Source organism: Burkholderia mycopellens, assembly GCF_964265025.1.
Lineage (GTDB): Bacteria > Pseudomonadota > Gammaproteobacteria > Burkholderiales > Burkholderiaceae > Burkholderia.
The window spans coordinates 445,574-472,509 of the sequence record NZ_OZ183804.1 but is presented as its reverse complement, the minus strand read 5'-3'; the positions used below and the strand labels follow the sequence as shown (position 1 = coordinate 472,509).

32 protein-coding genes and 1 pseudogene are annotated in these 26,936 nt (G+C 63.0%); 13 read left to right on the top strand and 20 right to left on the bottom strand.

Going from position 1 to position 26,936, the window contains the following annotated elements; translation table 11 throughout:
* Positions 1-6 precede the first annotated feature (6 nt).
* On the top strand, positions 7-807 hold the full coding sequence (locus ACPTTC_RS36060) for an IS5 family transposase (RefSeq protein ID WP_423396092.1): 801 nt from the start codon (positions 7-9) through the stop codon (positions 805-807).
* Here ACPTTC_RS36060 and ACPTTC_RS36055 read toward each other — a convergent pair.
* From ACPTTC_RS36055 to ACPTTC_RS36045, 3 genes are all read right to left on the bottom strand, one after another.
* Positions 804-1,199, bottom strand: a complete 396-nt coding sequence (locus ACPTTC_RS36055) for a phosphotransferase-like protein (protein ID WP_423396091.1) — start codon at positions 1,197-1,199, stop codon at positions 804-806. The two genes, ACPTTC_RS36060 and ACPTTC_RS36055, sit on opposite strands and share 4 nt — an antisense overlap.
* A 62-nt stretch (positions 1,200-1,261) precedes the next feature.
* A complete protein-coding gene (locus tag ACPTTC_RS36050) occupies positions 1,262-2,065 on the bottom strand; it encodes a lipid II flippase Amj family protein (protein ID WP_175952408.1) in 804 nt (267 codons plus the stop codon).
* A 110-nt stretch (positions 2,066-2,175) separates the two neighbouring features.
* Positions 2,176-3,081 carry a LysR substrate-binding domain-containing protein gene (locus ACPTTC_RS36045; protein WP_423396090.1) on the bottom strand — a complete coding sequence of 302 codons (906 nt, stop codon included), beginning with the start codon at positions 3,079-3,081 and terminating at the stop codon, positions 2,176-2,178.
* Between the two features lie 166 nt (positions 3,082-3,247).
* Between ACPTTC_RS36045 and ACPTTC_RS36040 the strand changes: the two genes are divergently transcribed.
* The 6 genes from ACPTTC_RS36040 to ACPTTC_RS36015 all read left to right on the top strand — a co-directional run bounded on the left by ACPTTC_RS36040 (position 3,248) and on the right by ACPTTC_RS36015 (position 7,566).
* Positions 3,248-3,790 carry a sugar ABC transporter gene (locus ACPTTC_RS36040; protein ID WP_423396089.1) on the top strand — a complete coding sequence of 181 codons (543 nt, stop codon included), beginning with the start codon at positions 3,248-3,250 and terminating at the stop codon, positions 3,788-3,790.
* Positions 3,791-3,796: 6 nt separating this feature from the next.
* Positions 3,797-4,123 carry a hypothetical protein gene (locus ACPTTC_RS36035; protein ID WP_423396088.1) on the top strand — a complete coding sequence of 109 codons (327 nt, stop codon included), beginning with the start codon at positions 3,797-3,799 and terminating at the stop codon, positions 4,121-4,123.
* Positions 4,124-4,141: 18 nt separating this feature from the next.
* Entirely contained in the window at positions 4,142-4,987 is an 846-nt protein-coding gene (locus tag ACPTTC_RS36030; protein ID WP_423396087.1) for an MBL fold metallo-hydrolase, read from the top strand.
* A 216-nt stretch (positions 4,988-5,203) separates the two neighbouring features.
* Positions 5,204-5,950, top strand: a complete 747-nt coding sequence (locus ACPTTC_RS36025; RefSeq protein ID WP_423396086.1) for an SDR family oxidoreductase — start codon at positions 5,204-5,206, stop codon at positions 5,948-5,950.
* A 153-nt stretch (positions 5,951-6,103) separates the two neighbouring features.
* Complete coding sequence (locus ACPTTC_RS36020; protein WP_423396085.1) at positions 6,104-6,958, top strand: DJ-1/PfpI family protein; 855 nt, start codon at positions 6,104-6,106, stop codon at positions 6,956-6,958.
* A gap of 125 nt (positions 6,959-7,083) precedes the next feature.
* Positions 7,084-7,566, top strand: coding sequence for a YybH family protein (locus tag ACPTTC_RS36015; RefSeq protein ID WP_423396084.1), 483 nt, complete (start codon positions 7,084-7,086; stop codon positions 7,564-7,566).
* Between the two features lie 100 nt (positions 7,567-7,666).
* On the opposite strand, the gene ACPTTC_RS36010 is transcribed toward ACPTTC_RS36015, so the two are convergent.
* Positions 7,667-8,614 (bottom strand): GlxA family transcriptional regulator, encoded by a 948-nt coding sequence (locus ACPTTC_RS36010; RefSeq protein WP_423396083.1) that lies wholly within the window; start codon positions 8,612-8,614, stop codon positions 7,667-7,669.
* A gap of 189 nt (positions 8,615-8,803) precedes the next feature.
* Positions 8,804-9,268 carry a GNAT family N-acetyltransferase gene (locus ACPTTC_RS36005; protein WP_423396082.1) on the bottom strand — a complete coding sequence of 155 codons (465 nt, stop codon included), beginning with the start codon at positions 9,266-9,268 and terminating at the stop codon, positions 8,804-8,806.
* 150 nt (positions 9,269-9,418) lie between these two features.
* Here ACPTTC_RS36005 and ACPTTC_RS36000 point away from each other — a divergent pair, with 150 nt between their 5' ends.
* The 3 genes from ACPTTC_RS36000 (at position 9,419) to ACPTTC_RS35990 (ending at position 11,881) form a co-directional block, all read left to right on the top strand.
* Positions 9,419-10,081 (top strand): GntR family transcriptional regulator, encoded by a 663-nt coding sequence (locus tag ACPTTC_RS36000; protein WP_423396081.1) that lies wholly within the window; start codon positions 9,419-9,421, stop codon positions 10,079-10,081.
* Positions 10,065-11,303, top strand: a complete 1,239-nt coding sequence (locus ACPTTC_RS35995; protein WP_226198301.1) for a dicarboxylate/amino acid:cation symporter — start codon at positions 10,065-10,067, stop codon at positions 11,301-11,303. The genes ACPTTC_RS36000 and ACPTTC_RS35995 overlap by 17 nt, the downstream gene beginning before the upstream one ends.
* Before the next feature lie 173 nt (positions 11,304-11,476).
* On the top strand, positions 11,477-11,881 hold the full coding sequence (locus tag ACPTTC_RS35990; protein ID WP_423396080.1) for a hypothetical protein: 405 nt from the start codon (positions 11,477-11,479) through the stop codon (positions 11,879-11,881).
* Between the two features lie 203 nt (positions 11,882-12,084).
* Here ACPTTC_RS35990 and ACPTTC_RS35985 read toward each other — a convergent pair whose 3' ends face one another.
* Positions 12,085-12,399 carry a hypothetical protein gene (locus ACPTTC_RS35985; RefSeq protein ID WP_423396079.1) on the bottom strand — a complete coding sequence of 105 codons (315 nt, stop codon included), beginning with the start codon at positions 12,397-12,399 and terminating at the stop codon, positions 12,085-12,087.
* 202 nt (positions 12,400-12,601) lie between these two features.
* Here ACPTTC_RS35985 and ACPTTC_RS35980 point away from each other — a divergent pair, with 202 nt between their 5' ends.
* Positions 12,602-12,817: a hypothetical protein gene (locus tag ACPTTC_RS35980; RefSeq protein ID WP_226198304.1), complete on the top strand. Its 216-nt coding sequence runs from the start codon at positions 12,602-12,604 to the stop codon at positions 12,815-12,817.
* Between the two features lie 108 nt (positions 12,818-12,925).
* Here the strand turns inward: ACPTTC_RS35980 and ACPTTC_RS35975 are convergent, their stop codons facing one another.
* Complete coding sequence (locus ACPTTC_RS35975) at positions 12,926-14,371, bottom strand: DEAD/DEAH box helicase (RefSeq protein WP_423396078.1); 1,446 nt, start codon at positions 14,369-14,371, stop codon at positions 12,926-12,928.
* 388 nt (positions 14,372-14,759) lie between these two features.
* Between ACPTTC_RS35975 and ACPTTC_RS35970 the strand changes: the two genes are divergently transcribed.
* Positions 14,760-15,494, top strand: coding sequence for an ABC transporter substrate-binding protein (locus ACPTTC_RS35970; RefSeq protein WP_423396077.1), 735 nt, complete (start codon positions 14,760-14,762; stop codon positions 15,492-15,494).
* On the opposite strand, the gene ACPTTC_RS35965 is transcribed toward ACPTTC_RS35970, so the two are convergent.
* Both ACPTTC_RS35965 and ACPTTC_RS35960 read right to left on the bottom strand, forming a co-directional pair.
* Positions 15,463-15,756, bottom strand: a complete 294-nt coding sequence (locus ACPTTC_RS35965) for a hypothetical protein (protein WP_423396076.1) — start codon at positions 15,754-15,756, stop codon at positions 15,463-15,465. The two genes, ACPTTC_RS35970 and ACPTTC_RS35965, sit on opposite strands and share 32 nt — an antisense overlap.
* 110 nt (positions 15,757-15,866) lie before the next feature.
* Positions 15,867-19,064, bottom strand: a pseudogene (locus ACPTTC_RS35960) (excinuclease ABC subunit A); the annotation flags it as partial.
* 165 nt (positions 19,065-19,229) lie between these two features.
* Here ACPTTC_RS35960 and ACPTTC_RS35955 point away from each other — a divergent pair.
* A complete protein-coding gene (locus ACPTTC_RS35955; protein WP_423396075.1) occupies positions 19,230-20,300 on the top strand; it encodes a site-specific integrase in 1,071 nt (356 codons plus the stop codon).
* A 61-nt stretch (positions 20,301-20,361) separates the two neighbouring features.
* On the opposite strand, the gene ACPTTC_RS35950 is transcribed toward ACPTTC_RS35955, so the two are convergent.
* The 11 genes from ACPTTC_RS35950 to ACPTTC_RS35900 form a co-directional block, all read right to left on the bottom strand.
* On the bottom strand, positions 20,362-20,673 hold the full coding sequence (locus tag ACPTTC_RS35950) for a hypothetical protein (protein WP_423396074.1): 312 nt from the start codon (positions 20,671-20,673) through the stop codon (positions 20,362-20,364).
* Between the two features lie 14 nt (positions 20,674-20,687).
* The gene (locus ACPTTC_RS35945) at positions 20,688-21,080 is read right to left on the bottom strand and encodes a hypothetical protein (RefSeq protein WP_423396073.1); all 393 of its coding nucleotides are present in this window, start codon (positions 21,078-21,080) and stop codon (positions 20,688-20,690) included.
* 9 nt (positions 21,081-21,089) lie between these two features.
* The gene (locus ACPTTC_RS35940) at positions 21,090-21,464 is read right to left on the bottom strand and encodes a hypothetical protein (RefSeq protein WP_423396072.1); all 375 of its coding nucleotides are present in this window, start codon (positions 21,462-21,464) and stop codon (positions 21,090-21,092) included.
* On the bottom strand, positions 21,439-21,711 hold the full coding sequence (locus ACPTTC_RS35935) for a hypothetical protein (protein ID WP_423396071.1): 273 nt from the start codon (positions 21,709-21,711) through the stop codon (positions 21,439-21,441). The genes ACPTTC_RS35940 and ACPTTC_RS35935 overlap by 26 nt, the downstream gene beginning before the upstream one ends.
* A 73-nt stretch (positions 21,712-21,784) precedes the next feature.
* Positions 21,785-22,009 (bottom strand): hypothetical protein, encoded by a 225-nt coding sequence (locus ACPTTC_RS35930; protein WP_423396070.1) that lies wholly within the window; start codon positions 22,007-22,009, stop codon positions 21,785-21,787.
* 3 nt (positions 22,010-22,012) lie between these two features.
* Positions 22,013-23,452 carry a hypothetical protein gene (locus ACPTTC_RS35925; protein ID WP_423396069.1) on the bottom strand — a complete coding sequence of 480 codons (1,440 nt, stop codon included), beginning with the start codon at positions 23,450-23,452 and terminating at the stop codon, positions 22,013-22,015.
* Positions 23,453-24,109 carry a hypothetical protein gene (locus ACPTTC_RS35920; RefSeq protein ID WP_423396068.1) on the bottom strand — a complete coding sequence of 219 codons (657 nt, stop codon included), beginning with the start codon at positions 24,107-24,109 and terminating at the stop codon, positions 23,453-23,455.
* 168 nt (positions 24,110-24,277) lie between these two features.
* On the bottom strand, positions 24,278-24,499 hold the full coding sequence (locus ACPTTC_RS35915) for a hypothetical protein (RefSeq protein ID WP_423396067.1): 222 nt from the start codon (positions 24,497-24,499) through the stop codon (positions 24,278-24,280).
* Entirely contained in the window at positions 24,496-24,900 is a 405-nt protein-coding gene (locus ACPTTC_RS35910; RefSeq protein ID WP_423396066.1) for a hypothetical protein, read from the bottom strand. The genes ACPTTC_RS35915 and ACPTTC_RS35910 overlap by 4 nt, the downstream gene beginning before the upstream one ends.
* The gene (locus ACPTTC_RS35905) at positions 24,897-26,363 is read right to left on the bottom strand and encodes an AAA family ATPase (protein WP_423396065.1); all 1,467 of its coding nucleotides are present in this window, start codon (positions 26,361-26,363) and stop codon (positions 24,897-24,899) included. Before ACPTTC_RS35905 ends, ACPTTC_RS35910 begins: the two co-directional genes overlap by 4 nt.
* Complete coding sequence (locus ACPTTC_RS35900) at positions 26,363-26,899, bottom strand: hypothetical protein (RefSeq protein WP_423396064.1); 537 nt, start codon at positions 26,897-26,899, stop codon at positions 26,363-26,365. The genes ACPTTC_RS35905 and ACPTTC_RS35900 overlap by 1 nt, the downstream gene beginning before the upstream one ends.
* Positions 26,900-26,936: the final 37 nt, after the last annotated feature.

Here is a 26,936-nt window from a genome sequence, read left to right as displayed (position 1 = left end):
GCGCGTATGCATTGCGGGTACCTTGATGCTGCAACCGGGTCCTCGCCGATGCATCAATCACCGTCGCCCAGGGGTAGTCGGCGGCGCACAGTCGATGATCGCGCAGCGCTGAACGGTATCTTGTATGTCTTGCAGACGGGCATTCCGTGGGAAGGCCTTCCGCAGGAGTTGGGCTTCGGCAGTGGCATGACATGCTGGCGACGTCTGCGAGACTGGCAAGCGGCCGACGTATGGCATCGACTGTATTTGGCGATGCTGCGTCGACTGCGGGAGCACGACCAGATCGATTGGGAGCGTGCGAGCCTAGATGGAGCCAGCGTCTCCAGCCCCGGGAGCCAAGAAACCGGCCCCAACCCGACGGACCGAGGCAAGCTCGGATCGAAGCGACACATCGTCGTAGATGCACGCGGCATCCCGCTGGCTGTCATGATCACGGGAGCCAATCGGCACGATTCGATGGCATTCGAGCCCACGCTTGATTCCATTCCTGCGGTATCGGGCCTGAACGGGCAGCCGCGCGAGCGGCCGAGCAAACTGCACGCCGGCAAAGGGTATGACTTCGCTCGTTGCCGGCGCTATCCGAGACAGCGCGGCATCAAGGCCCGTATTGCCCGCCGTGGTATCGAAAGCAGTGAGCGGCTCGGGCGTCATCGTGGGGTCGTCGAGCGCACACATGCCTGGTTTGCTGGTTTCGGCAAGCTCCGGATTCGCTTCGAGCGCCGCCTCGATATTCATGCCGCTTTGCTCGCTCTGGCTGCCGCCGTCATCTGCTCCGGATTCATGGATGACTTGTGTTGGCGACTCTAAGCCGGATGCCCGAATTGCGATCGAGCCATGCCTTCGGCTCGATCCGGTCTCGCGCGTTCGCGCTGCTCGAGGATGTCGAGCGGGCACGTAACGCCGATCACGAAGGTCTGACGCGGCGACAGCGCGGCGATGCACTCGTCGAGCGCGGACCAATCCCGAAGCACAAGGTCCAGCACGATCTCGAAATGGCTGGCCGCGATGCGCGCGAGCGTCGACTGCAGGTTGAGCAGGTGAAGTCTCAGCGCCTGATTCCGTTCTTCGTCCGATCGCATGTCACGCCGGCGCGACATTTCGACGAATGCGTCGAGCAACACATGAAACGTCGGCACGCCCGAACTTTGCTGGAGCGCCCGCGCCAGACTGATCTTCCCTGCACTGGTCGGGCCGTGCAATACGACGGCGACGGGTTTCATGGTGATGGTCCGGTGAGATTGCCGGTTGCCCGGTTGCCGAGCTAGATCAGCTCGGCGACGCGCACGATGACGAGCGCGGCCGGCACGAGCACCGCCTGCGCGCACACCGTGCCGAGCACGCGCGCGAGCGCGAGTGTCGTGATGGCGCGCCGAAAGCTGTTCTCCGAAATCCGCCCTTCGATGACGTCGTCGGTCATGACGGAAACCTGCGGGTCGATGACGACCGCCAGCACGACGGTCGCGAATCCGTTGATGACGGACGACAGGTTCGCGCATGTCACTCGCAGGTCGGGCTTCAGATAGCCCGCATACAGCGACGCGAACACGCCGACCGTCCAGATCGCCATCGCGGCAACGTTCAGCGCAATGACGCCCCATGACACGCCGATGTTCGCGGTCAGTTGCGTGACGTTCTGGCTGGACGGCAGTCGCGCGCCGACGCGGAGATAGTTGATACCCGCACGACTGCACGCGTGCAGCAGCAGGCGGGGAATCGAGCGGTTCACCTGGAAGTGTTCGACAGCGCGACTGAAATAACGCTGGAACGTCGGGATCAGGAACGACCCGGCGATGGTCGCCGCGGTGGCGGCGAGCAGGAACCACCGGAAGTCGGCCAGCAATCCGCTCCCCATCCGGTGCGCGATGTCCATTTCAACCCGTTTCGCGATGAACGGCCCCTGAAAGGAATTGGCCGTTCGCGACACCAGCGCGATGATCCCGAACAACGAAAACGACAACGCAATGCGACGCGTGCGAACGCCGGCGATGCGCACCGCATACGCCAGTGTCGCGATCACATGGATGACGAAGGTAAGCCCGCAGATGATCCAAAGCTGACTGTCCATGCTGGTGCCGCGTGCGTGACGGGATCACGAGTGTACCCGAGCGCAAGCCGCGCCCGGCGCGTCAACCTGAAGAAGCCGTTTGCGCAGCGGTAACGGTTTGGCGACGCGCGTCAGTCGCGACCGTGTGGCGCCGATGCCCGCGCTTCATTCAGGATCCAGGTCGCGAACGCCTGCAACGGCCCGTCGGCCAGTTCGATCGGCTCGGGCAGGACGAGGCAGAAGTTTTTCGTCACCGCCGTGCCCACCGGCCACGGTGCGACCAGGCGGCCCTGCTCGAGCTCCGCGTCGATGTAAAGGCGCGGCACCAGCGCGACACCCAGGCCGGCCAGCGCCGCCTCGATCAACATCGAATGAAGGTCGTAACGCGCGCCGACCGCGGAATTGCTCAGCACGATGCCGGACTCTTGTGCATAGGCCTGCCACGCGTCCGGGTTTTGTCGCCGGTGAAGACGTGGCAATGCATCCAGCGACGGGTTCGCCCCGGCGCCGGCGAGCAGCGCCGGACTGCAGACGGGCACCAGCACTTCCTCCAGCAGCGGATGCAGATGCATCCCCGCCCATGCCGGATGCGCGAAATGAATCGCCGCGTCGAAACCGCTCCCGGCCAGCAGGAACGGTTCCATCCGCTCGGCGATATGCACGGTGATGTTCGGATGCCGATCCTGAAAGTGTTTCAGCCGGGGAATCAGCCAGCGGGTGGCAAAGGTTGGAATGGCGGCGATATCGATACTCGCGCCTTCGATCGGCTGCCCCATCAGGTACAGGCTGTCCCGTTCGAGCCGATCCAGAATCTCGCGAACCTGCACCGCATAGCGCGCGCCGTTCGGCGCAAGCCGTACCCGATTGCCGATCCGCTCGAACAGGGTAACGCCCAGGAACGCCTCCAGCCGGCCGATCTGACGGCTGACGGCGCCCTCGGTCCGCGCTAGTTCCTCGGCGGCTCGGGCAAAGCTGCCGTGTCGGGCCGCGGCTTCAAACGCCTGGAGCGCGGCATTGCTTGGGATCTTGCGGGACATGGGCGTCGTGTTGGTCAGGGTGTGTTCGCCATCAGCTTGAGTAAATATCACTGAAGGCTGACTTAAATTCGTTTTATGGCGCGAAATTGCGAGCTTAGCATTACGTTACCGCACTGAACATCCGACGTTCCCGGATGGATGTGCATCCTGCCCAAAGGACAATCCCATGATCTACACCGTGGAATGCAGCTTCGCCGACCGCGACAGCGAAGCCGAATGGAACGACTTCTACACGCATGAAAAGCTGCCCGCCCTGATCTCGGTGACGGGGTTTCACACGTCGCAGCGGTTCCAGGCGATCACGGGCGGTTGCCCTGTCTATCTGGCGATCCATACGATCGACGGCCTCGATGTCCTGACCGGCGACGAATATCGCCGGAAAGGCGGCGGCAATTTCGCGAAATGGCAACACCACATCACCGACTGGCATCGGAATCTCTATGGCGATATCGGCCTCGCGCCGGCGGTAAAGGAAGGTGAACACCTCGCACTGAGTGCCGGCGGCCCCGATCCGTTGATTCGGTCGGGCCTCGAACCGCTGGCCATGCAGGCCGTTGCGCTGGAGAAGTTTCCGGAGCGACGTTGGCTCGCCGTCGTGCCACCGCAAAGCACACTGCTCGTCGAGCCGCTCCCGGAAGGCGTTCACCTTTACGCGCCGATGACGCAGCAGTTGACAAGCACACATTCCCTGTCGATGGCGCAGGAGTAGACCACGATGCCGAACGTCACGTTCTCGCTCGATGCGAAGCGGATGCCGGCTGATGAAAATCTCGCCGAGCTGTCGCGCGACTGCGTCGAGCTCTGTACGCATGTGCTCGAGGCGGAACTCAAGAACGTCCACGTCATTTTTGTGGCGGTTCGCCACGGGCATGGACACCCCGTCTTCGCGGACATCCGCTATCGCGACGGGGCGTCTCGCACACCAGCGGTCATGGAACGGTTCATGGCAGCGCTGGATCAGGCGATCGCTCGCCGCACCGGCCTCACGGCACGCATTCGGTGTTTTGGCTACACCGCGTCGAACATTCACGCTCGCAATTAGCCGATTCGGAGAAACACGATGTCCACCCTTACCTTTCCGAGCCAGCAACTCGGGAATTTCACGATTACCGCCATCAGCGACGGGTATCTCACTGCCGGCCTCGACTTCCTGTCGAATATCGATCCGGACGAGGCGTCGAGCATGCAGCGGGACGCGGGACAGAAGGAGCCGTCGGCGGTGCATATCAATTGCTATGTCGTACGCGGAGCGGGCCGCACCGTGCTCATCGATGGCGGGGCTGGCGGGTTCAAGCAATGGGGAGGCCAACTCCGGACGAACCTGGTGCGTGCCGGTATCGAACCCGCTGCGATCGACACCATCCTGCTTACCCACGCCCATCCCGATCATGTCGGGGGGCTGGTGAATGGCTCGGGCCAGGTCGCGTTTCCGAACGCGGAACTGGTCGTGCATCAGCGGGAGGTCAGGTTCTGGCAGGACGACGGAAACCTCAGTCGCGCCAGCGAGCGGGCTCGCGGCAACTTCGCGAAGGCGCGTCAGGTGTTCGATGCCTATGGCGACAGGCTTCGCATGTTCGAGGACGGACACGTGCTCCCCGGCATCGGCGCGCTGCCGCTGCCGGGACACACCGATGGCCACACCGGATATGTTCTTGAATCCCGCGATCAAGGCCTTCTCGTGTGGGGGGACGTGGTTCATTTTCCGCATATCCAGATTCGGCGGCCGGACGTATCGATTGCCTTCGATCACGATGCATCGCTGGCAGCTGCCACCCGATCACGGCTTCTCGATCGGGTCAGCTCGGACGGGCTCCTGATCGCCGGCATGCATTTGGGTGAACTCGGGTTCGCCCGGGTCAAGCGCACGAATCGAGGATATGAATTGCTTTACGAGCGTGAAGCATGAAGCCACACGTATCCAGATACGCGACGCCACCGTCCAACGCCAATATCCATTGGTCGCCCGATTGAGCCGAGTGACGCTTTTTGAGGGTTATTAGACCTTTGCGCCATTCGCCTCGCGTTCCATACTTCGCGTGGACGGTCGAGCCGAGAAAGGGACAAACGCGATTGCGTTTTGAGCTTTCGGCCCGATCAATCACGACGGAGAAAGGAGCAGAAAATGAGGCTTAAAAACAAGTCGGCGTTAATCACAGGTGGTACCAGTGGCATCGGTCTTGCCACCGCGAAGCTGTTCATTGCCGAAGGCGCCCGGGTAGCGGTGACGGGTCGCGACGATGCGGTGTTCGAGCGCGTGAAGGCCGAACTCGGCGAGCATGCGCTCGTTCTCAAGGGTGACGTTCGTTCGATCGAGGACATGCGGGCAATCGCCGCCGAGATCAAGGAGAAGTTCGGCGGCCTGGATATCGTGTTCGCGAACGCCGGCTGGGCGTTCCCGTCCGCAGCCAACGACATCGACGACGCGCTCTACAACGAGATCATGGACATCAACGTCAAGGGCGTGGTGTTCACGCTTCAAGCGGTGCTGCCGGACCTGCGCGAGGGCGCGTCAGTCATTCTCAATACCTCGTTCGTCGCGCAGACCGGCAAGCACGGCATCTCGCTGACGGCAGCCGCGAAGGCCGCCGTCCGATCGCTTGCCCGCAGTTGGTCCTACGAGTTTCTCGACCGGAAGATCCGCTTCAACGCGATCGCGCCAGGCGCGATCGACACGCCGCTGCTCTCGAGGTGGGGCATGCCGGACGAATGGGTTCGCGATCGCAAGGCCGAGTTCGCCGAAGCCATTCCGGTGGGCCGCATGGGCAAGGCCGAGGACATCGCCAACGCCGCGCTCTATCTCGCCAGCGACGAATCCTCGTACGTCGTCGGCGCCGAACTGGTCGTCGATGGCGGCGCCTCGCAGCTTTGAGCCCGCGGCGCCCGATTCCCGAGCCCTGCATGTCATCGCGGCTCATCCCCCTATCCGATCTCACGTTCGCCACGCATTGCGTCGCGGCGGTTATTCCATCCGGCCCAGCCTGGTTGCGCTCGCACAAGGGCCGACGCGCAAGGAGAAATGATCTTGACCGACAGTAGCGAAAACAAACCGTCCGGACAGCCACTCACCCTGGCCGGTCGTTCCCGCCGCGATGTGCTCAAGTTTGGGAGCATCGCCACGCTCGGCGCCGTCCTCGGCGGCGGAGCCCTGCTTGGGCACGCCACCCCTGCGCTTGCACAGACCGGCAGCGCCGGAGAACTTGCCCCGAGTGACCCGCTCAATATCCTGATCGTCAATTACGACGGCGGAACGCTGCTCGACTTCGCCGGCCCCAGCGAAATCTTCCATCGGCTACCGAATACGAACGTTCGCTATGCGAGCCTCAATGGCGGCAACGTGACGCTCGAATTCGGCGTCGTGTACGGCAAGACCGAGCGGCTGGCCGATATCGACAGGACCGACGTGTTGCTGGTCCCCGGCGGGTCCGACCTGTCGGCGCCGATGCGACCCGCGTATCAAGCGCAGATCCGGCGTCTGGCGGAAAGCGCCAAGCACGTGACGTCCGTATGCAACGGATCGCTCGTGCTCGCCGCAACGGGCGTCCTCAAGGGCAAGCGAAGCGCCTGCCATTGGGCCTTCGTCAACAAGCTGGCCGAATATGGCGCCATTCCCGTGCCCGATCGCTTCGTCGAAGACGACAACGGCCGGTTCATGAGCGGCGGCGGTGTGACGGCCGGCATCGACTTCGCTCTGCGCGTGGCCGCGAAACTGCGCGGTCAACAGGCCGCCGAATTCACGCAGCTCGTGATCGAATATGATCCCGCGCCGCCGTTCCACTCCGGCCATCCGAGAGACGCGCGGCCGGACGTCATCGCGATGGTCGACAAGGAACTGCCCGGTGCATCCAGGGGGCTCGCACGCATACCCGGCGTTCGTTGAAACGCGTGCGGGCAATGTGAGCCAGCCCATCTGCAAGCCGCGATGAACACCTCAACCGACATTGCCTGCCTCACCCTACAATTTTCGCAGTCCTCTCAATTCAAGCCACGATTGGAAACCGTTCGATGAAAAACACGCGTATTTTCACTGCTGCGCTTGCAGCCAGCGTCACCTTTTTTGCGTTTGCTGCGCCGGCGACAGCCGGTGGTGCGCAACGTCCGCCCGAAGCGGCCATCAAAGCCGAGAATGCGCGATGGGCGAATGCCTTTGCGCGAGGGGATTACGAGGCGATCGGCCGCCTCTACACCACCGACGGCACGCTTTTGCCGCCCGGAGGCGACAAGGTAACCGGGAGCAGCGCGATCGTCGAATACTTCACCAAGGGGTATGCCGGATCAAAGCCCGCGACCGTTTCGTTCAGCAATTACGAGTTCTACGGTAACGACCGGATCGTGACGGAAGTTTCGGATGCGGAGATCCATGACCCCGATGGAAAGCTCAAATACCGCGGCAAGCAGATTCTCGTCTTTCTGAAAGAGGGCGGCGCGTGGAAGTTGCATCGCGACATGTGGAACGATTACGGCCCGCTGACCACGGACGACCATTGAGCATCCGGCGAAACGAATAGCGACCTGCCCGGAGCGCCACTAGTCCGTTAGAAGGACCTTGGCCAGGCGGCGCGCTGATCGGCCGGCGGCCGACGGTCGATCAGCGCGCGCCGTTCGAGCGGCTCTCGCGTCGAATCGCTTGCGGCGGGTGCCCGTGCAGCTTGATGAAGGCCCGCCGCATCCGTTCCGGATCGGTGAATCCCACCGCCAGCGCAATCTGTTCGATCGGTTCGCTGCCACTCTGCAGGCGCAGCCGCGCCGCCTCGACTCGCAAGCGCTCGACCGCCTTGGCGGGAGTTTCGCCGGTTTCCCGGCGAAATGCGCGCCCGAACTGTCGCACACTCAAACTTGCGGCCTCGGCGAGCCGTTCGACCGGCAACGCTTCCGCCAGATGCTCCCTCGCAAAATTCAGCGCGATGCGGATGCGATCCGATTCCGGCTCCATCTGCGACATGGCCGAGAATTGGGACTGACCGCCTGGCCGACGATACGGAACCACCAGGAGCCGGGAGACAGCGCGCGCAACTTCCGCGCCCATGTCTTTTTCGATCATGCCGAGCGCGAGGTCGATTCCGGACGCGATGCCCGCCGACGTCCAGATGCGGCCTTCCTCGATATAGATACTGTCGCCCTCGACCCGGGTGAGCGGGAAGCGCGACTGCAATTGAGCAGCGTATCGCCAGTGCGTCGTCGCTCTCAAGCCGTCCAGCAAGCCGGTTTCCGCAAGCAGAAACGCCCCCGTACACACGCTTGCCACTCGCGCGGCCCGCGCGCCAAGTTTCCTGGCGGCGGCGATGTTCTCCGGCGTCTGCATCGGGCCGATATCGCCGCCCACGAAAACGACCGTGTCGAACGTGCGCCTGCCGATCGGCCTCGTCTCGATTGAAACGCCCGTATTGCCCAAAACCGGGCCGCCGGACTGCGAGATGACATGGAGATCATAGGGCGTATGGGCCGCCGCAGTGATCACCTGATTGAAGGCCGACAGTGGCCCGCCCAGATCAAGCGCGTCGTAGCCACGGCAAACAAAGAATCCGATTCGATGCATGACGAAATCATCAACTGAGAACACCGGAAAGGCGCATTTTACGAGGAACCCTCAAATTGCGCCACCCGGCCTGAAATGAGGGAAAAATGTCGTTTGCGATCAGCCCCAATCGGAGACGGCTTATCGTTGAAGGCTAAACGAGACCACGCAGACAGCGTCAGGTTGTCTGACGTCGGTAGCGGACGAAAATCAGCACGCGATCTGGAACTGCATTAAATAGAACCTCATGTCGTCGCGACCCGGCATTGAAACCGGTACCGGATCGCGATTAAAGCCGAGCATTTCGTAGAATGGGTATGCCGATTCGCGCGCCGTGCACCAGAGCAGCATTCCATGCTGTTCGCGGACATGGCGAATGGATATATTGACCAGAAGGCGTCCGAATCCCAGACCGCGTACCGATGGATGGACGGCCATGCCGCGAAGGCGCCAGGCTTCAGCGTTCAAAATACCGGATTGCCCCTCTTTACACACTGACGCCACAGCAACAATGCCGCGGTTATCACGAACGGCAAAGTGCCGTGTCGTTGGGGCGAGGTCTCCGTGCAGGGCGCTCCCCTCCTCATCTCCGGCCATCAAGATTGCGGCCCTGAGGGGATAGGTTTCTTCCGCACGAACGGCGCAGATGGTAAAGCGCACATCTTGTGAAGTCATTTAAATATCCGCCCCTTTCGTCACGCTGATTTTCTTCAGGTTCTCTTTCGGCAACCCTACTGGCAAAAATAGCAGTTGCCGGGCACAACCAGTAAGGGTAATTTCCTATCAGCCATCTCTTTTCTAATCATACGATAACTGCGATCACAGATGACGTCGAAAATCTCGACCGATGCAGAGCTTGCCTACGACGAGATCCGAGCGAGGATTTTTGACGGGCGCCTTGCGCCTGGGCAGAAAGTATCCCATCGAGGCCTGTCGGACGAACTTGGCTTCGGCCAAATGCCCGTGCGCAGCGCATTGCATTTGCTCGAGTCCGAAGGGCTGGTCGTCGTGATCGAAAAGAGTGGGACCTATATCGCATCGCCGACGACGAGCGATCTCCGAGAAATCTTTGAAATGCGGCTCGCTCTCGAGAGCACCGCTGCGTTTCTTGCAGCCAGGTCGGGCGTAACGGCTGACCTTCGCGAGGCGGCAGAGAAAATGCAGCAGCTGATTGACCAGGACGTCGCGGACATCATGCTCGAGCAACGCGTCGGCTGGGTGTTTCATCAAGCGTTGTTTGCCGCCGCAAGGAACGCGCGAATCTCGACGGCGTATGGTCTATTGCGGGCTCAAACCTTGGCCCTGAACGAACTTCCGCGGAGTGACGCCGAAACCGTTCGGCGCGGCACGATCGAGCACCTGCACATCTTTCACGCAATCGAAGCGAACAACGGCGAGCTTGCACGTCAGCACATGTGGAATCACATCGTCGACGGTACTCCCGCACGGATAAAACTACTAAAGGCGCGGCATGAACACGAAAAATAAGGGGCTTTCCCTCCCGATACAAATGCTTGGCGGGCTTGTCCTGGGCGTCGCTTGCGGCGTGTTTGCCCCTGGCTTTGCCGCGAAGCTGGGCTTTCTAAGCACCATGTTCGGCCACGCGATCAAGATGGTCGTCATGCCATTGATCTTCCTGTCGGTCACGGTCGGGGTCTTTCGTGCGGGCCGACTTCGCGAGCGGCTTGGAAAGGTCGCACTATCCAGTATCGGCTTCTTCGTTCTCATGACGGGCCTGGCGGCATCGCTCGGCCTGCTGCTCAACTTTGCATTTCGACCGGGTCTCGGGGCGAGCGTCATTCACTCCGGATCGATGCCCGCAGCACTCGCGTCCAGCATCGACTGGACGAAATTTCTCGTCGATTTGATCCCCGCAAACATCGTCGCCGCGCTCTCTGCAGGGAACTCGCTCCCAGTACTCGTTTTCGGAGTCATTTTCGGTGCGGCATTGGCGGCTGCCCCGGAGCGGGCCGAGCCTGCGATTGCCGTTTTCGAGGCGCTGCTGTCGGGACTGTTCAAGATGACCCAGTGGGTGATCGCATGGTCGCCGCTCGCGATCTTCGCCGCGATCGCGCAGCTGCTGTCGGCCAAGGGTTTTACCGGCGTGCACTCGCTTGTCGAACTTCTGGGCGTGGCCTATCTCGGCATGGCGATTCTGGCGGTTGTCCTCACCCTCGTCATTCGCGTCGCCGGCCAGTCGCCGCTCGCCGTTTTCAGAAAGGTGAAGGAACCCCTGATCCTGGGTTTCACGACGCGTTCGTCTGAAATTACCTACCCGTTGCACCTGAAGAAGCTGGTTGAATTGGGCGTTCCCTACGGCGTGGCGTCCACGATCTTGCCGCTCGCATATATTTTCAATCGCGACGGCGCTGTCCTCTACACGGCCCTTGCGGTCGGCTATCTGGCCGACGCATATCACCTTGCCTGGTCCTGGCCGCTGGTGATTACGATTTTGATCTTGACGATCATCACCATCGACGGCGCAGCCAATGTGCCCTCCGGGGCGATCGTAGCCATCACCATCGTTCTGACGTCGATCGGGTTGCCGGCCGATGCGGTGCTGCTGCTTTTGGGCGTCGACGCCTTTTTCGACATGGGGAGAACCGCCCTCAACGTCTACGGGAGCACGGCGGCAGCGGCTGTTGCGGTGAGACTTTCCGGTTCGGACAGTCTCGCTGCGGAAACCGTGACGCGTCAGGCAAGCGTGTAAGTGCTTCGGAAGCTGCGGGCGCAGGGCGCTTCGATGTTGCGCCCGCCCATTGCAAGGCGCTGGAGCACATCCACTCGAGCATCCAGGTGCGACGACGAGAACAGGATTGGATGAACGTTCGTTTTTATTGATCCTCGGTTAGTAGAGCGATGCATGTTTGCAGGAGAAACAGTATGGTTGGTTCGGAATCTGCAGATTATTTTATGCTGCGCTTAGGCACGCCGCATCCGACGTGGGCGTTGACTGATGACAGCAACATGATCGGCATTGGCGATTGTGACGGCGTGATGAGTGCCATGTTCGAGCTGGATCGCGACCAAGTCGCACGGATTAGAGGATTGGGCCAGTCGGTGGAGAGAATCAGGTGTATTTGCGAACGCGCCGGCCGTGAGCTGCACTTTTATCTCCATGGCAGACAGGTGTCTCAAGGCGTGTGGGCCGGGGTCGCGTCGGCCGATCCTGACTATTTACCGACTGCCGCGATGATCGCAACATGGGACGTACCCAAGCAGCCCTACGATGCCTTCAAGCTTCCGGGCGTGAGTGCCCGTCTGGCCGCATGCGCTAGCCCAGCCTAAACTGCGATCACAGATTGTTGCGCACGCCGTTCAGTGTCTACGGTCCTGGCACACCTCAACCTCGGATCGCCAGGACCATTTTGCTGGCCAGTTCACCGGCCAGCGTTTTTCATTCATGGGGATGCGGTCATTGAGCAACGCCCGTTCATCGCGAGGCTCAATCACGAGACTGCGCGAAAGAAATGCTTCCCAGTCCCTGTCAATTACCGCATTCCCGCCCAAGCCCCCTGCTCGCCCCGGGCACTCCCCGTTCGAACAAAATCCGAAACATTCAGCGACACCGTATCGGCCTTCGCCTTTGAGCGCGTCTTCCGTGCGACCGCCAGGATCGGCGCCAAATGCTCGTAAAAGCATTCGAGCTGTCGCGCGTCAGAGGCCAGTCGCTCAAGGTCGCACGCCTTCTCGAGAATCAATCGAGCAATATGAAAACGCTGAAGCCCGCGGCCGACTCGAATCTGAAACACGACGCCGTCGCTGCTATGCGGCACCCCCGCCCACACAAGCGAACTGCGATCCATAAAGCCTCCGAACAATCCTAATCGTCACATCAATATGCCAGTCATCTCCGACGTTGCATATTTGTATTTCAAAATTGTGGCGATTCACACGTTGGCATATTCGCGAGACTCGAATATTGCGCCGCAGCAAAAGTGCTCGTAGACTGGGTTCGCGCGTCCGATGTAGTTGCCCCGCAGTCGCCCTACGACGGGAGAGCACGCCATGACGACTTCTTCACCCGCACTGGCCCAAGCGCCTCATGCCCTCCACGTGTTCCAGCAAGATGGAGGCTGGCACTGGGGCATCACGGTTCCTCGCTCCGCGGGATCCGGCTTCAAACTGATCGCATTCAGTACCGACATCTTTTCCACGGAAGACACGGCCCAACGCGACGGCGATCGGGCGTTGGCGTCGATCGTCGCAAGTGATTTGCATTGAACCCGGCGAATCGGGCAGTTGCACTGTCCTTGAGTTTTCACAGCCAGCAGCGGCGGCCCCCAAAACGCCAACCATGCCTCCATGGCTGGCACGCCTCATCCCAACGAATCAGGACGGGCGCTTGCCACGGCCGCCAGCAGGTTTGCCAGCCGGCTTGCGCGCGCCCGCGGCCGGCTGGCCGGCCGGTTTGCTGCGTGGCTTCTGCGCGCTGAACGGACTGCCACTGGACGAGCGCTTGCCCTGACCCGCAAGCCCAGCGCGCGGCGCCGCAGCCTTGTGTTTGTTCTCACCACTTTGCGGACGCGGCTTTTTACCGGGCGCCGACAGGGCACCCGACGCAGCTTGCGGCACTTTCGGCTTCTTGGGTTTTTTGGGTTTCTTGATGATCTGGCCCGTCGCGCTGGTTTCCGGCACGCGGTGTTCAGCCTCGAAACCCGGCTCTTCTTCACGGCGCAGCGTCTGCTTGATCAGCGCCTCGATCGCCGCCAGTTGCGGCGCTTCGTCGGCACACACCAGGGACACCGCCACACCGCTGGCGCCGGCGCGGCCGGTACGGCCAATACGGTGCACATAGTCTTGCGCCACGATCGGCAGGTCCACGTTGATCACCAGCGGCAGATCGTCGATATCCAGCCCGCGCGCGGCCACATCGGTGGCCACCAGCATCTGTACTTCGCCCGTCTTGAAGCGTTCCAGCGCACGCAGGCGCGCCGGTTGCGGCTTGTCGCCGTGGATGGTGTCGACCGCATAGCCCGCTTCGTCCAGCATGGCCGCGAGGTAATCCACGCCATTGCGCGTCTTGACGAATACCAGCGCATGCTCCCACTTGTTCTCGGCGACGAGGTGCATGAAGAGGTCGGGCTTGTTCCGCTTGTCCACCGTCACCACCCACTGCTTGATCTTGCTGGCCGTGGCATTGGGCGGGCTGACGCTGATATTGACGGGGCTCCGCAGAATGGTCGCCGCCATCGCGCGGATGTCGTCGGTAAACGTGGCGGAGAACAGCAGGGTCTGGCGCTGAGCGGGCAGCGCGGCAAAGACGGCGTTGAGCTCACGCGCAAAGCCAAGATCCAGCATGCGGTCGGCTTCGTCCAGCACCAGCGCTTGCACCTGGTCGAACTGCACCGCGTTCTGGCGATTGAGATCCAGCAGACGGCCCGGCGTGGCCACGAGCACATCCACGCCCTTGCGCAACTTCATCATCTGCGGGTTGATGCTCACGCCACCGTAAGCGGCCAGAAATCGCAAATCGAGGCCCTTGCCGTAAGCGACGAAGCTTTGCAGCACCTGTTCAGCAAGCTCACGCGTGGGCACCAGCACCAGCACACGGGCGCGGTTGCTGGACACCGCCGGGCCGTGTTGCACCAGCCGCTGCAGCAGCGGCAGCGCAAAACCCGCCGTCTTGCCCGTGCCGGTCTGGGCCCCCGCCATCACGTCCTTGCCACCGAGCACGGCAGGAATCGCCTTGGCCTGCACCGGCGTAGGGGCCTGGTAATTGAGGTCCTGCAAATTACGCAGCAAGGGATCGATCAGGCCAAGCGAGGCAAAAGACATGGACGTATTCCGGACTAAAACCGTAATTCTAGCGGTTGCCGGGCGAATCAAAGCCCACTGCTCCCGGCTGGACGGCGCCGACGCGGCGCGACGACACGGCCAACCGCCCGCTGCCGCCGGCGCGGAGCAAGCAAATCCCCCTCTTTTCCCGCATCCACTCGCCTGTCGCATCCGTTCAACCCCTTCACCCCTTCGCCCATCGATAACCGTTCGGGCCACAAGACGAGGGGGAAGGCGCATCTATCGCGTCTCCCGGCTGGCGACGAAGGCAGGCTTGCGCCGCTCGACGCCGCTCCATGACGAAAGCCCGGTGATAAGCTCGATGCCGACGCACCGTCGTACCTCGACGCGCCCCAAACCCTGACCCTACGACCGCAACGAGCCTCCCATGCCCCTCGCCCCTTCCGTTCTCTCCGCGTTCACGCCGACCGGCAAGCTGCGCGCGTCGATCAACCTCGGCAACCCGATCCTTGCGAACCGCGACCCGGCGACGGGTGAACCGTTCGGCGTGTCGATCGACCTCGCGCGCGCGTTCGCCGAGCGCCTGTCGGCCGAACTGGAGCTCGTGGTGTTCGACACCGCCGGAAAGTCGGTGCAGGCGCTGACCGACGAGCGTGCCGATTTCGGCTTCTTCGCGGTCGATCCGCTGCGCGGCGAAACGGTCGCGTTCACTGCGCCGTACGTGCTGATCGAAGGGTTCTATCTGGTGCGTGACGCATCGCCGATCCGCACGAACGCGGACGTCGACCAGCCGGACAACCACGTGACCGTCGGCAAAGGCAGCGCCTACGACCTGTTCCTCACGCGCGAACTGAAGGCCGCGCAGATCGTGCGTGCGCCGACGTCGCAAGCCGTCGTGCCAACCTTCCTCGAACAGCAACTGGAAGTGGCGGCAGGCGTGAAGCAGCAGCTCGAGGCCGATGCAGCGAAAACGCCCGGCCTGCGCCTGCTCGACGAGCGGTTCATGGTGATCCGGCAGGCCATGGGCGTGCCGAAGAGCCGCGGCGAAGCGGCCGCGGCGGCGCTGAACGCGTTCGTCGAGGAAATGAAGGCGTCGGGCTTCGTCGCGGATTCGCTGCGGCGGCATGGCATCACCGGCGCATCCGTCGCGACGCAAGCGTGATTGAATAGGGCGCGGCGCAGCGATCCAGGGCGGCGGTCGCCTCGCTTGCCGGCCGCTCGACTTCGCGCGGATCATCATCCCCATCGCCCTCGTTGGTGGCGATGCTGCCCAGCGGCTCCACGATGAAGCCATGCCCTGACGCTTCCGGCGACGCAAACTCCCGCGGATGAATGGCCCCGCTGACCGGCCGGAATCCCAGGCAATTGGGCCGGGCCAAATCGGCCGGCGTCTCCGGCTCGCCGTGACGCTTGAAAGAAAACACCCCTCGAAGAGGGGTGCGTGGGCCGGATCGCGGTGCGCCCCCAGCCACTTGCAAGTTGGCTGGGGGACATCATCGCCCGACAGCGGGGCCGTCGATACGAATCGTCACGCTCACCCTACCCGCGCTTCCCCTTCGCGCTCGGCCTCCCCCTCATCCGCACCCGTGCGCGCCAGCACCGGCTTGAGCGCCTGCCCGGTGTGGCTCGCGCTCACCTGCACGAGCGCTTCCGGCGGCGCCGCCGCGACGATCGTGCCGCCGCCCACGCCGCCTTCCGGCCCGAGATCGATGATCCAGTCGGCTTCCGCGATCACGTCGAGGTCGTGCTCGATCACGACGACGCTGTGCCCCGCATCGACGAGCCGGTGCAGCACGCGAATCAGCTTCGCGACGTCCGCCATGTGCAGGCCGACCGTCGGTTCGTCGAGCACATACAGCGTATGCGGCGCCTTCTGGCCACGCCGCGTGATGTCGTCGCGCACCTTCGTCAGCTCGGTGACGAGCTTGATGCGCTGCGCCTCGCCGCCCGACAGCGTCGGCGACGGCTGGCCGAGCGTCAGGTAGCCGAGGCCGACATCCTTCATCAGCTGCAGCGGGTGCGCGATGTTCGAGATCGGCGCGAAGAATTCCACCGCCTCGTCGATCTCCATCGTCAGCACGTCGCCGATGTTCCGGCCGCGCCACGTGACGGCGAGCGTTTCCGGGTTGAAGCGCTGCCCGTGGCACACGTCGCACGGCACCTTCACGTCGGGCAGGAAGCTCATGCCGATCGTGCGCACGCCTTGCCCTTCGCACGCGGGGCAGCGCCCGTCGCCGGTATTGAACGAGAAACGCGACGCCGTGTAGCCGCGCGCCCGCGCTTCGAGCGTATCGGCGAACAGCTTGCGGATCGTGTCCCACACGCCGATATAGGTGGCCGGGCACGAACGCGGCGTCTTGCCGATCGGCGTCTGGTCGACTTCCAGCACGCGATCGATCTGCTCCCAGCCGCTCAGCGACTCGCAGCCCTGCCACGCATGCGTGACGTTCAGCGACGGCCGCGGTGCGCTGCGCGCGAGCACGCTCGAACGGCGGTTGGCGCCCGGCGTGTCCTGCTGCGCGGCCTTGCGTGCGCGGCGCGTGGCCGGCGACGACAGCACCGAGCGGCCGACCGCGTCGAGCAGGTTCGTCATCAGCACGTCGCGCGCGAGCGTCGACTTGCCCGAACCGCTCACGCCCGTCACCGCGACGAGCCGCGCGAGCGGAATGCCGATCGTGACGTCACGCAGGTTGTGCAGCCGCGCGCCATGCACGGTCAGCCAGGCTTCCGGCACCGTGGCGCCGCCCTTCTTGCCCGGCAGGCTCACACTGCGGCGCGGCTGCAGCGGGTGCGTCATCGGCTGCGCGAGCAGGCGCCCCGTCACCGAATCGGCCTGCGCGGCCAGATCCGCGACCGCGCCCTGCGCGACCAGCGTGCCGCCGCGCTTGCCCGCGCTCGGGCCGACGTCGATGATGTGATCGGCCCGGCGAATGGTGTCCTCGTCATGCTCGACGACGACGAGCGTATTGCCCTTGTCGCCGAGCTTGCGCAGCGCGTCCAGCAGGATCTGGTTGTCGCGCGGATGCAGGCCGATCGTCGGTTCGTCGAGCACGTAGCAGACCCCCTGCAGGTTGCTGCCGAGCTGCGCGGCGAGCCGGATGCGCTGCGCTTCGCCGCCCGACAGGCTCGGCGCCGCGCGATCGAGGCTCAGGTAACCGAGCCCGACTTCCTCCAGAAACGCGAGGCGGCTGCCGATCTCGCTGACGATGTCGCGTGCGATCTGCTCATCGCGCCCCGTCAGTTCCAGCCCGTCGATCCAGCGCCGCGTGTCGGACACCGTCCATTGCGCAACCTCGACGATCGGATGCGCGTCGAACGTGACCGCGCGCGCGGACGGGTTCAGCCGCGTACCGTTGCAATCCGGGCATGGCTCGTTGCCCACGCCTTCCGGTTCCTGCTCGTCGGACGGCAGCGTCTGCTCGCGGCCTCGATCATCCCCGGCGAGCACGGTGTCGTCGTACGCCGCGCGCTGTTCGCGCGTGAGCGTGACGCCGGTGCCGACGCAGGTCGTGCACCAGCCGTGCTTGCTGTTGTACGAGAACATCCGCGGGTCCAGCTCCGGGTAGCTCGTGCCGCACACCGGGCACGCGCGCTTCACCGACAGCACCTTGACCGTGCCGACACGCGCGGTCGAATGATCGTTCTGCATCGCATCGTGCAGCCCGTCGAGCGGCGCGAGCAGATGCATCACGCCCTTGCCGAGCTCGAGCGTCTCGTCGAGCACGCGCCGCAGTTCGGCCTCGTTGTCCGGCGACACGACGATGTCGGCCACCGGCAACTCGATCGTGTGCTCGCGGAAGCGGTCGAGCTTCGGCCACGGATCGACCGGCACGAACTCGCCGTCGACCCGCAGATGCGTGCTGCCACGCGCCTTCGCCCACTTCGCGAGATCGGTGTAGACGCCCTTGCGGTTGACGACGAGCGGCGCGAGCAGCCCGACGTGCTCACCGCGATGATCGCGCAGCAACTGTGCGGCGATCGATTCGACGGACTGCGACGTGACCGGCGTGCCATCGTGGATGCAATGCTGCAGGCCGAGCTTCACGTACAGCAGCCGCAGGAAGTGCCAGACCTCGGACGTGGTCGCGACCGTGCTCTTGCGGCCGCCGCGCGACAGCCGCTGCTCGATCGCCACCGTCGGCGGAATGCCGTACACCGCGTCGACTTCGGGGCGGCCGGCCGGCTGCACGATCGAGCGCGCATACGCATTCAGCGATTCGAGGTAACGGCGCTGGCCTTCGTGGAACAGGATGTCGAACGCGAGCGTCGACTTGCCGGAACCCGACACGCCGGTGATCACGTTGAACTTGCCGTGCGGGATATCGACGTCGAGCGATTTCAGGTTGTGCTCGCGCGCGTTGACGATCCGCACGACATCTTCGCCTTCGATCGCACGCCGCTCGCGCGCCGCGTTCAGCACGGCCTGCAGCGGCTTGCCTTCGTCGGCGACCGCCAGCTCGGCATCCATCGCGCGGTCGTATTGCAACAGCGCCACGCCGGTATGCGATTCGGCGCAGGCCTTCACGTCGTCCGGCGTGCCCGCGCACAGCACCCGACCGCCGCCGTCGCCGCCTTCCGGCCCGAGATCGATCAGCCAGTCGGCCGCGCGGATCACGTCGAGGTTGTGCTCGATCACGATCAGCGAATGGCCCGCCGCCAGCAGCTTGCCGAACGCCTGCATCAGCTTCGCGATGTCGTCGAAGTGCAGCCCGGTGGTCGGCTCGTCGAACATGATACGACGTTTGCCGTGTTTCATTACGTAACCTGTTGATTTTTAATGTATTCCAGTGTGAAGCAGTGTGGGGATTTGCACCCGTGTTGATGTTGGGTGCAGCTCCATCGCAGCGCACCGCGTGTATTCTGGTAGCTCCCATAAAACACGTGATGGAGTACAAAAATGGCGACCTACACGACTCGCAATGGCAACACGCGCGCATACGTCCGGAAGCTCGGACAGTCGCTTACGGCGACGTTCGACACGCGCATCGAAGCCGAATCATGGGCCGAAAGCATCGAGGCCCGAATCATCGCAGGCGAGGTCATCCGGCGCGACGACTTCGGCGAGAATCCCCCCGTTACTGCACTGCTCGACCGCTACATTAAGGAAGTGTCTCCGGGCAAGGGAAGCTATCGGTTTGAGAAGCTGACCGCGTGCCGAATGATGGAGTACGACACGTTCAAAAAGCGCGTGTTGAACTTCATGCCCGCCGACTTGCGCGCCTACCGCGACATGCGACTGAACGGCGACCCGAAGTACGACGGCCGCAAGATTTGCGGCTCGTCGTGCATCCGCGAGCTGTCGTTTCTGTCGTCGGTGTTCACGCACGCGATCAAAGAGTGGGGTGTTCCCCTCAAACAGAATCCCGTCTCGCTGATTACGTTGCCGAAGAAAAACCCGGCGCGCACGCGCCGCGTGACCGACGACGATATCGCGCAGCTCGCGGCAGTGCTCGACGGGTACGACGGCACGACGACGCCTAAGACGAGCAAGCAATGGGTCATGTGGGGCTTTCTCTTCGCGATCGAGACGGCCATGCGGCGCGGCGAGTTTTGCAACGTGACGTGGGGGAGCGTGCACCTCGACAAGCGGTACATTCATCTCGCGAAAACGAAGAATGGCGACGCCCGCGAGGTGCCGCTTTCTAAGCGTGCGCTCGCGCTGCTGATGCTGCTGCCGAAGGGGACAGCTGACCAGAAAATGTTCAAGCTGACCGACAACCGCTATACGACGTTGTTTTGCGCCGCAAAGAAAAAATGCGGCCTCGGTGATTTGCACGGGCACGACTCGCGCCGCGAAGCTGCTACGCGCGTCGCGAAGAAGCTGAAAAAGACGGTTGGCGACGGCGACGTGGCGCTGCTCAAGCTGTCGGCGTTCACCGGCCACAAGTCGCTCGCGATGCTGAAAATCTATTTCAACATGACAGGCACCGAAATGGCTGACGCGCTCGACGCGCTCGACGCCGCATAACGAAAGAAGCTCGCACAGTGAAAAGCGCCCCTCGCGGGGCGCTTTTTTTACGGCTCACGCATCAGTGCGCGGGCGTCTTACGGGGTCGGCCGACTTGAGGCTTGCGCGGCTCGCGCGGCTGCTCGGGCTGCTGCACGATCGCATTCGGGTCGCGCTTGCTGCCGTCACGCGCCCATGCCATCGCGACAGAACGCAGCCAGCGCGGGCGCTTCAATCCGCTGATGCGCGGCGGCAAGCGATCCGGATGCGTGGTCGCATAGCCGCGAATCGTCTCGGGCTTGTACCCAAGAAACTTCCCGAGCTGCGCGGGCGTCCACACTTCGTCATCGTCGGCCGGTGCTGCATGCGTTACTTGTTGTTCGTTCGTGTCCATTGCGTACCTCTGCGCTAGTTCGTGGCTTTTGCCGCGCGCCCGATGCACTCGGCGATATATCGATTGACCATTTCCCGCAAGTCGTCTTTCTGCTCGCGCGTCAGCTTGTCGAAATTCGGCGGCAGGAATCCCATTACCGGCTGCTCGATCACGTCCGGCATGTCGTCAGTGACGAACTCCCAATCGAAGCCGCCGCGCGCGCCTTCTTCGGCAATCTCGAACGCCAAACATTTCAGCAAGCCCGCGATCGTGTCGGCACGGTCGCGAAGGCCCGACGACACATACGCGACTGCCGCGACCGCGCCCGCGAAGAATGTCAGGCGCACGTCCTCGCGCAGCGCGGCAGGCAGTTCAGGGCACACGCACGAGGATTCATAACGCCGATACTCGTTTTGCAGCATTCCCATGTGCGCCTCCTAGTCGTTCCGCACGTGCGTGCGTTCCAGTTCATACCGCGCCTTCAATACGGCGTCCGCACGCTCGACCTGCTCGCGAGTCCAGTGCATCAAGTACACCTTGACAGGCGGAAGCGCCGATTGGCCCTGCTGGTCGTTCAGGTAGAACTTGTAATACTTCGTCGTCGGCTCGACGTGCCAGCCTGCGATCAACAGCGGGATAACGTCGTCAGGATTGACGCCCCCGCAATAGCTGCACGTGCGCGGCGGCTTCGTGCACACGTCGGGCCAGTCGCTGTCGTCGCGCGACCAGCGATCGTCGCGCCATTCGTCCTCGGGCGTCGCGACGGCGACCAAGCGGCGGGGACAGTTAAAGCGTTGCGGCGTGCTGTTCATTGCGCACCCCCTCGACAATCGGAAGAAAGTAAAACGTCGTCCCGCCCGTCTCGCCGACGTGCACGCGGGACAGCGCGCCGTGCTCCCACATCACAAGCGTCAAACCCCGAACGCGCGTGTAATCCGTATCGAGCACGTTCGCGATTTCCTTGTTCGTCATGCCTTGGTTGCCGTTCTCGGTCAGCAGCTCAAGCACTGCATCCCAGGACAACGGGCTAGGCTCGTCGATCATTTCACGTTGCTTCATTGTCAGCACCCCTAACAGAAAGTCAGCCTGCGAACCCCTGACGTTCGCTACTCGCTTTTTCAGGGATTCGCGCTCAAATCCACGATTCGACTATCTGCGGCTCGTCGCGCGGGTCGCGGGGGATTCGATACAGGCCGAACGGCCTGAGCTGCGCGCGCACTTCGTCGAGCGTGTCGCCGACGAGCACATCACGCGGGGACGTAACGACGCCCCCCGTGCTGCTGGCGCGCAGTCTCCGCGCGACGTACCCGTTCGGGTAGTCGGTCGGCCGTTCGTAGATGACCCATATCGAAAACATTGCCTACTGCACTCCGTTCCCGCTCGACACATACGCGTCAAGCCACTTTTTCAACGCCGATACCGTGCCGCTAATCGAGACGAAGTGGATACCTGCGGCCTTCGCTTCACGCTTGAACCGCGAGCCGCCCCAATCGTCCATGATGAGCACAAGATCACGCGCGCCCTTGTCCTTCAGTTTCACCCCGCCCTCTTCGCGGTGCTTCGCAAAATCCAGATCGAGCTGTGCGCCGAATGAATGCTTGATCTCGGCGATTTGCTGGTTCAGCAGACCGCAAATCAAGACCTTCGGCTTGTGGGCCGGGCGCTTGACCGTGAGCGGTACTTCAATCTGTGCTGCGGTGCTGGCGGTCAGCGGCACGTCGAAACTTGCCTTCGCTGCCTTCACCAGCCCTTCAATCTGTTCCTCAACGTCGGCGTAAAGCGAAGCGCCGATTTCATCCATCAGCGTGCGGGCGACCTTTCGCGCGAACAGCCGCGCGATGCCCTCGAAACTGATGTTCGCGAGCCGCTCGTTTACGGCTTCGTCGATCGTCTGTTCACGCTCGGCCGCGACCTGTGCCGCGATGCGCTCTGCCTCTGCGCGTTCGCTCGCCTCGCGCTCTTCGGCTTCGCGCTGCCGGGCCTCTTGCTCGGCTCGTTCGCGCGCGAGTGCTTCGGCCGCTTCTTGGTCTTGAATCTCTTTCCACAACGGGTCAATCCACTTCACATCGCCGAACGTCATGATCGTGCGCTGGCGGTCGTCCGGCAGCTCGTATTCAGCAGCCTTCCGGATCGCTTCGAGGGGCTTCATCCCTTCGAAGCCGCGCATCAGGTCAAGCGACTTGCGCGCAATTTTCAATTTCTCTTCGTCGTTCCAGCGCACGACGTGCCTACGGTCGTCGTGCTGCTCTGCCTGCGCGTTCAGCGCTTCGCGCTCGGCGGCCAGCTTCGCGTAATCGAGCGTCGCGGGCGGCTCGCTGCTCGACGGTGAAGCGTCATCCAGCTCCAGCGCGGCCTGTTCCTGGGCCGCTGCGGGGCTCGTCTCTGCCGGTGCGTCTACTGCTGCCGTCTCCGCCACGATCGCCTCCTGTGCCTTCGCTGCCAGCTCTGCGCGCATCTCCAAAAAGTACCCGCTCAAACTTTCCCGCAACCGCGATTGCGGATTGCCAGCCGCGCTGTAAAACGGGCGCTGGCGATTCGTCAGCAGCGCGACCGCTTGCGCGCGGTCGGCCGCCTGATAGTCCGAAAGGTTCGGCTCGATCGCTTGCAGCTCGATCGCTTTTTCGACCACGGCCCGCCACTCCAACTCAGTCCATGTAATGCGTGTTGATGCCAGTACCTCTATGTTCGACGGCTTGCGTGCTGCTGACTTCCGAGCCGTCAAGTCTCCTGCGCCTGCGTTCTTTGCCTTGCCGCCGTTCACTGCGATGTGTCGAGCCATTTGATAGGGGTGCATGGCCATTTACTCACTCCTGATAGGTTCATTTTCCGGTGGCAGATATGCCGCGATACTTCGTGCCCGTAACATCACGGCACCTCGTTTAACTGCATCGTCTCCTGCGTACTGCATTAACTTCACGACTCCATCATTAATCGCGTTGATTGCTTCATCCCTTGTCGCATATCGCCCCTCTTTGAACCAACGCACATCAGTCGGCTCACCGAGTTCAAACAAAAGGGAATTCGGCCCCTCGAACACGCGAGCGGTTGCCGATACCCATTCGATTACGACGCCGGGATTTACTTCGTCGAGTCCGTCAGGCTTGATCGCCTGTTCGGGTTTGCCCTTATTTCTGCGGTGTGCCTTCGGCAGCGCGAGGAACGGACAGACCTGCACGGCGTAAAGCGCGCAGTCTCGATGTGACGGGGGTTCCGAATGAACGCGGTTCATTGCCCCCTGCGCGCCGATCAGGAAAGATCGGTAACGCCCGAGGCCGCCCCCGCAAATCCAGCATCTTTGACCGAGAACGGCTTGCTCGACCTTCCGAGCGTCCGCGATGCGAAAGTCGGGCAACCCCCCGACGAGTGCGACGAACCACGGCACGGGATAGCCGCGCGCGTCGCGCGGCAGCGCCGCCATGTGATGCGGGATGGGAACCCGCGAACTTTCCGTTTTCATATATAAAAATCATCGGTGCACCTGTCCCGATTTGGTGCTATCGCCGGAACGTGATTCTATCCGCAGTGGAAAGAAACGTATGGAGATAGATTCGAATCAGTATGGTGGCGTGGTAGTTAATCAAAGTAACAAGGTGTTACTAAACGTAAATCGCGTTTTTCACCCTCGTTAACACTGCTGTACATCGCGCGAAAATATGACCTCGGTGCCCTTGTCGATCGTGTGCCGGACACCGGCTCGCCGGATCGTTCCCCGCTTGACGAGCACGCCCAGCGTGTACGAGACGCGATCCGCGCCGGGCGCGCGCGCGCGTATCTGCGCAGCGGTCAACGTGCGGCCCGGCAGCAGCACCGACAGCACAATTTCAGCTTCTTGGTTGATCCGGGTCATTTGATCCTCCCGAACAGCATTGACAGGTGCCGGTAAAGTGTGCGTGCGTCCTCGACGCTGACTTGCATGGCTTCGCGCCCGATCGGGATGAGGATCAGCATGTCGCCGACGGTGGCGTGACCACTGGCGGGCCTCTGGCGCTTCTCTCGGGTATTGGCTGGCGGCGAGTCGGTCACGTATCGATACAGGTACGAGACGCCGCGCCCGAATGTCGGGTCACGCTCGCGCGAGACGCACCCCCGGTCGAAAAGCTGCGACAGGGACGACGCCGCGACGTTTTTGGGCACGTCGAGCCGGTCGGCGATCATCACGCTCGTAAAGCCTGTCGGGTGCTGCTCGCGGGTCGCGCGCATGTATTGAAGGATGCGCTGCCCGAGCGCCGACCTTTCGGTTGAACTCATACCGCCTCCCGCTTGCGTTCGTTTTCGCCCGTGGCGATCCAGTACGCCTCCATGAAGCCCGGTTCGTTCGGCGGCAGCGTGCGCAGCGTCGCGAACAGGAACGCGCCATCGAGTTCGGTGTGCTGTACGAGGTGTTCAAGCCAGTGCAGCGCCTGATTGCGGCCCGCGCCGTCGAGCACGTCGAATTCATCAGCCGCGACGAAGCGCAGGCCCGAGAAGTGCGCGACCGCGACGGCGAGCGTCAGATCGGCCCGCCACTTTTCCGATTTCGACAGCAGGGTGTAGGGGCGACCGTTCGCCGTGATCCCGAGCGCGGGGGTGAGCGCGACCTGTGCAAAGCCGTTCGACGCGGCGAAATTGCGCAGCGCCGCATTGAACGGCACCAGCGCCCGCTGTAGCAGCTCGGTCGGCAAGCCGTCCGGCGCGGCCAGGTCTGCTACCCGCGTCCACTGCTGCACGTCGCGGTGATACCCGGCAGCGGCTTCGGTGCGCTTCTCGGCCTCGACCGCATGCGCTTGGTTGATTTCTTGCTCGCGGCGCTGCACGGTCAGGGCGTCGAGCACTGAACGCAGCTCGTCGGCATGCTTGCGCGCCGCCGCATACTCACCTTCGAGGATCACGAGGTCATTGCGCTTCGCATCGGTCGGCGGCTGGTACGCGTCGAGCCTGTCGCCTTGGATCATGAGCAAGCCGCCGCAGTGGGCGCACGGCTGCGCTTGCGCCGCGCGCGCGGCGAACCGCATCCGTTCCTCGATCGCGCCGAGCGCCCGTTGAACGCCTTCGAGTTCGGGGCCGACTTCGGACATGCGCAAAACGAGGTGGTCGAGATACTCGGCCGAGAATTCGGGGACGGGCGCAACCCAGCCTTCGGCCTTGCGCGAGCCGTAGGTTTCGCCCGTGATCGCCTTCCATGCCGCGCGCCCAACTTTCGCCTGTTCGGTCGCGTAGTCGTGCAGCACGTCGAACCCGCCGTGAACCATGCTTGCGGCTTCGCTCGCGTACAGCTCGCCGACCTCGCGCTCAATCAGGATTTGTTCAACCGCGTCCGGCGTGATGTTCGCGCCGAGCAAGCCGAACAGCAGCATGCGCCGCTCGTCGGCGGGCACGCTCGCAAACAAGGTCGGATCGAGCACGTAAGGCAGGTATTCCGGTTCCGGCATCGGCGGGCCGTCGCTCGTCGAGATACCGTCAGGCAGCGACACGCGCTTGATGGTCTTGCCTTCGTCATGTTCCACGTGAAGCGCGATGACAGCCTCACGCGTGCCTTCGGAGACGAGCATCGGCCAGTCCGACGACTTGATGACGCGCGCGCCGTCGCCGTGGAAGGCGATGCGCAGCGCTTCGGCTACTGACGACTTGCCCGCGCCGTTCGAACCGCAAATGATCGCGACCGGCTCTTTCGGTTCAACGTCGATCCGGAACGCGCCGCAGAAATTGCGGACAGCGAGACGAGTGACTTTCATTATTCGTCCTCCCCGCTCGGTGCAGGCGGCACGCTCGGCGGCTGCTGCGAGCGGCGGCGCACTTGCTCAAGGATGCTGTTCGCGTCGCCGTTGCCCTCGCCGCCATCGAACATATCGCGTTGCCGAATGTCCTTCTGCGGCGCGTCGGTGCCGCCCATGTGCTGATTCGCGTCCGCCACGACGATCAGGCATGCAAGCCCTTGCGCGTGGCACAGCTCCATTGCGGACGGATCGCGCTTCGCGAGGCTGAACACGGCTTCAACCTTGTCCGCGAACGTCACGCGCTTCAATTCGGCCGCGACGGTCATCCGGTCGGCGCTCGCGATCATGCGGACGGCTTCGCGCACGTTGTCGGTTACGCGCTTTTTGATGCGCTCCAGAATGTCTTGCTGCTCGTCATACCCGACCTTGATCCAGATATCCGGTAAGAGGCGCAGCTCCTGCACCAGTGCGCCGATCAGGTCGCCCGCGATCGTTTCCGTCGTCCGAACATGCACATCGGCCAGCTTTTCGTCTTTTCCGTTTTCGTGCGTCATGACTTTCTCCGGGCAAAGCGAGGCCCGCAGCGCGCAC